This is a genomic window from Saccharopolyspora sp., from assembly GCF_017434145.1.
In the GTDB taxonomy this organism is placed as follows: domain Bacteria; phylum Actinomycetota; class Actinomycetes; order Mycobacteriales; family Pseudonocardiaceae; genus Saccharopolyspora_C; species Saccharopolyspora_C galaxeae.
The window spans coordinates 1-4238 of record NZ_JAFRFW010000848.1 but is presented as its reverse complement, the minus strand read 5'-3'; the positions used below and the strand labels follow the sequence as shown (position 1 = coordinate 4238).

Annotated in this window: 5 protein-coding genes; all 5 read left to right on the top strand. The window is 72.2% G+C overall.

From position 1 onward, the window contains the following. The first annotated feature begins 99 nt into the window (after positions 1 to 99). A complete protein-coding gene (locus IJH84_RS23120) occupies positions 100 to 357 on the top strand; it encodes a glutaredoxin family protein (protein WP_295148950.1) in 258 nt (85 codons plus the stop codon). A gap of 342 nt (positions 358 to 699) precedes the next feature. Next, positions 700 to 1563, top strand: coding sequence for a redox-sensing transcriptional repressor Rex (locus IJH84_RS23115; protein WP_200068916.1), 864 nt, complete (start codon positions 700 to 702; stop codon positions 1561 to 1563). Continuing rightward, positions 1560 to 2984 (top strand): glutamyl-tRNA reductase, encoded by a 1425-nt coding sequence (locus IJH84_RS23110; RefSeq protein WP_295148947.1) that lies wholly within the window; start codon positions 1560 to 1562, stop codon positions 2982 to 2984. The genes IJH84_RS23115 and IJH84_RS23110 overlap by 4 nt, the downstream gene beginning before the upstream one ends. Continuing rightward, positions 2981 to 3919: a hydroxymethylbilane synthase gene (gene hemC / locus IJH84_RS23105; protein WP_295148944.1), complete on the top strand. Its 939-nt coding sequence runs from the start codon at positions 2981 to 2983 to the stop codon at positions 3917 to 3919. The genes IJH84_RS23110 and hemC overlap by 4 nt, the downstream gene beginning before the upstream one ends. 14 nt (positions 3920 to 3933) lie before the next feature. Further along, positions 3934 to 4238 (top strand): SAM-dependent methyltransferase (locus IJH84_RS23100; protein WP_295148941.1); only part of this gene is annotated, 305 nt, incomplete at its 3' end.

Sequence of the window (4238 nt, the reverse complement as noted above, 5' to 3'; positions counted from 1 at the left end):
TCGCCCGCAGGCCGCTGCGCGGCTCGCGGCCGGCCGAGTGAGCCGTTCAGTACGGTCGGACGGCGAACGACGCGGGCCGAACGAAGCGGGGAGGTGGCGGTGTCCGAGCAGCCGGGCAGCGGGCACGCGGTGACGGTGCTGGTGCGCGAGCAGTGTCACCTTTGCGACGAGGCGGTGGCCGCGGTGCGCGAGATCTGCTCCGAACTCGGCGCCCGCTGCACGACCGAGGACGTCGACGCGGACGCCGAGCAGCGCGCCGAGTACGGCGACCGGGTCCCGGTGATCCTGGTGGACGGAGCCGAGCACGGCTTCTGGAAGGTCGAGCCCGCGCGGCTGCGGGCGGCGCTGCAGCGCTGAGCACGGCTGTCCTGGCATGTGTCGTTCGGCACCGTTCAAGATCAACGACTGATCCGCCGGTACCCGGCGCCACTGCCTCCGCCGCTCGCGGGGGCGTTCTCAGTCATCGCGCTGACCAGCCGTTTTGGTTCCCGGCGGCGTTTCGGACATCATGGAGCGGGGTGCTCGTGCGGCCGTCGTAGGCAGCGCGCGCGGACTTTGTGCCCGTCTTCACAAGTGGCTACGGTGGTCGACGGAGCCGTGCCAGCGGAGTCGGCGGTTCGCACCCCGTGTTCGCCGGTGTGCGCTCCCGCGGAGCGGGCGCGGCGGGCAGCATCACCAAGGCAGGTCAAGGGAGCGCCAGTGACGGCCCACGGAGAGGGCGTGCGGGACGAAGCCGGGCAGTCGGCGGAAGTCCCGTCCGGGTCCGGACGGTCACCCGAGTCGATCGACGTACCCGCCGCGCGGGAGCGCGCGAGGGCCATCCCGGAGGCGGCCGTCGCGCGGCTGGCCGTGTACCTGCGCGTGCTCTCCAGCCTGGACGAGCAGGGCACCGGAACCGTTTCCAGCGAGGAACTGGCCGCGTTCGCCGGGGTGAACTCGGCGAAGCTGCGCAAGGACCTGTCCTACATCGGCTCCTACGGAACCCGCGGCGTCGGCTACGAGGTCGGCGTGCTGATCGGGCAGATCGAGCGGACGCTGGGGCTGACCCGCAAGCACCGCGTCGCCGTCGTGGGTATCGGTAACCTGGGGCACGCGCTCGCGAACTATGGCGGCTTCCTCAACCGCGGCTTCCCGGTCGCCGCGCTGTTCGACCTGGATCCGGATCTGCTGGACGTGCCGGTCGGCGGCATCCCGGTCAACGCGGTCGAGGACATCGTCGATGTCTGCCGCGAGCGGGAGGTCACCATCGGCGTGATCGCCACCCCGGCCGAAGGCGCGCAGGAGGTGTGCGATCGGTTGGTCGAGGGCGGCGTGGTGTGCATCCTGAACTTCGCACCGGTCGTCCTGCAGGTCCCCGAGCACGTCGAGGTGCGCAAGGTCGACCTGGCGGTGGAGATGCAGATCCTTTCGTTCCACGTGGCGCGGCGCAATCAGGAGGCGGCGGCCGTCGGTACCGGCATCGCGGGCGACGGGGGTCCGCCGGGCCGCGGCGCGGACGGCGAAGGGAATTCGGAACCCGCGCAGCAGCGCGAGGATGCGGACGGGATGGTGGTTCGGCCGTGAACCTGCTCACCGTCGGGCTTTCGCACCGGACCGCGCCGGTCCGGGTGCTGGAGCGCGCCGCGATCGGCGCCGAGGACGTCGGCAAGGTGCTCGACGAGCTGATCGCCCGGGACCACATCAGCGAGGCCTTCCTGGTCTCCACCTGCAACCGCGTCGAGGTGTACGCGGTCGCCGAGACCTTCCACGGCGGGCTGGACGACGTGACCGCGGTGCTGGCCAGGCAGGCCGGTGCCGAGGTCGCCGAGCTGGCCGACCACTTCTACGTGCACTACGCCGGTGCGGCCGTCGAGCACCTGTTCTCGGTTGCCGCCGGCCTGGACTCGATGGTCGTCGGCGAGGCCCAGATCCTGGGTCAGCTGCGGCAGGCGTACGGGGTCGCCGATCAGGCCGGGACCGTTGGCCGCACGCTGCACGAGCTGGCGCAGCAGGCGTTGCGCGTCGGCAAGCGGGTGCACGCCGAAACCGAGATCGACGGCGCCGGGGCCTCGGTGGTCTCCGAGGCGCTTTCGGACGCCGAGGCCGCTTTGGGCGGCGTGGCCGGTCGGCGCGCGCTGCTGGTCGGCGCGGGCTCGATGGGCGCGCTGGCCGCCGCGCAGCTGCGGCGCGCCGGGATCGCCGAGGTGACGATCGCCAACCGGACCGCCGCCAACGGTGCGCGGCTCGCCGAGTCGCTGCGCGCCGAGGGCGTCGCGGCCGGCACCGTCGAACTGGACCGGCTGCGAACCGCGATCACCGCCGCCGACCTCGTGGTGACCTGCACCGGCGCGGTCGGTGCGGTGGTCACCGAGGACATCGTCGCCGGTGCGGTGCAGGACCGGCAGGATCCGCAGCGGCCGCTGCTGTTCTGCGACCTCGGGCTGCCGCGGGACACCTCTCCCGGCGTGGCCGAGCTGGCCGGAGTGGCCGTGGTCGACCTGGAGACCCTGCAGCAGCGGCTGACCGAGCAGCGCGGCGGTCGCGAGAGCGAACGCGCCGGCCGGATCGTGGCCGTGGAACTGCGCGGATATCTGGCCGCGCAGCGCTCGGCGGAGGTCACCCCGACCGTGACGGCGCTGCGCAAGCGCGCCGCCGAGGTGGTGGACTCCGAGCTGCTGCGGCTGGACTCCCGGCTGCCCGCCGACCTGGACGGCGACGTGCGCAACGAGCTGAACCGCACGGTGCGCCGCGTGGTGGACAAGCTGCTGCACGCGCCGACCGTGCGGGTCAAGGAGCTCGCCTCGGTGCCCGGCGGCTCCGGCTACGCCGAGGCGCTGCGCGAGCTGTTCGAACTCGACCCGCAATCCCCCGCCGCGATTCGCGCGCCCCGTTCGGCAGAGGACGTGCCGGTCACCGGCGCACGCTCCGCGCAGGCATTGCTGCGGAGCTCCGAACAGGGCGGCTCCGAGCCGGACGGGCCGGAACAGGACGGTGAAAACCGGTGAACAAGACGCTGCGCATCGGGACCCGGGGCAGCGCGCTGGCGATGGCGCAAAGCAGCACGGTCGCCGAAGCGCTGGAAGCCGCGGGTTACTCGACCGAGCTGGTGCGGGTGGCCACGCCCGGGGACCGCTCGATGGCTCCGATCGCCGAGATCGGCGTCGGGGTGTTCACCTCCGCGCTGCGCGATGCGCTCGCGGGCGGCGAGGTGGACGTCGCGGTGCATTCCTACAAAGACCTGCCGACCGAACCGGACCCCCGGTTGTCGCTGGCCGCCGTACCCGCCCGGGAGGACCCGCGGGACGCGCTGGTGGCACGGGACGGTTTGACGCTCGGCGAACTTCCTCCGGGCTCCGTCGTGGGCACCGGTTCGCCGCGTCGCGCCAGCCAGCTGGAGGCCCTCGGCCTCGGTCTGGAGGTGCGCGGCATCCGCGGCAACGTGGACACCCGCCTGCGCAAGGTGAGCGACGGCGAGATGGACGCCGTCGTGCTCGCGCGCGCCGGGCTGGCCCGAGTCGGCCGGCTCGGGGTGATCACGGAATCGCTCGATCCACTCCAGATGCTGCCCGCGCCCGCCCAGGGTGCGCTGGCCGTGGAATGCCGCGTCGACGACGTGGACAACGAGCACCTGCTCCAGTCCGTTCTGGACGACCCGGCCTGCCGCGCCGCGGTGACCGCCGAGCGCGCCATGTTGGCTGCGCTGGAGGCCGGTTGCAGTGCGCCGATCGGCGCGCTGGCCGAAGTGGTGGAGGACCTCGAACCGGACGGCGGCCTGGCACAGCGGCTGTCCGTGCGCGGGGTCGTGGCGACCGACGGGAATCGTTTGGTGCGCGCCTCCAGCACTGGTGAGACGACCGCCGCAGAGCAGCTCGGCCGGGCGCTGGCCGCCGAGCTGCTCGATGCCAGGGACGCTTTGCTCAGCGGTCCCGGTAGTAGTTGATGGGGAGTGCCCTGATGACACGCAAGAGCCCAGGACGGATCGCATTCGTGGGCTCCGGCCCCGGTGACGCGGGACTGCTCACCGTTCGGGCGAAGTATGTGCTCACCACTGCTTCGCTGGTGGTGACCGATCCGGATGTGCCCGCCGCGGATATCATCGCCTGGGGCGTACCAGCGACGTTCGTAGAACTCACGGTAGGTCGGCAGATAGGACTTCGGGGCGACGCCGAGGATCCTTCCCCGGTGGATGATGACCGCGCAGTTGTACAGGCGGTTGCCGTGCGCCAACGGCGCGCCGACGACAAGCACGGGAAAGAGTT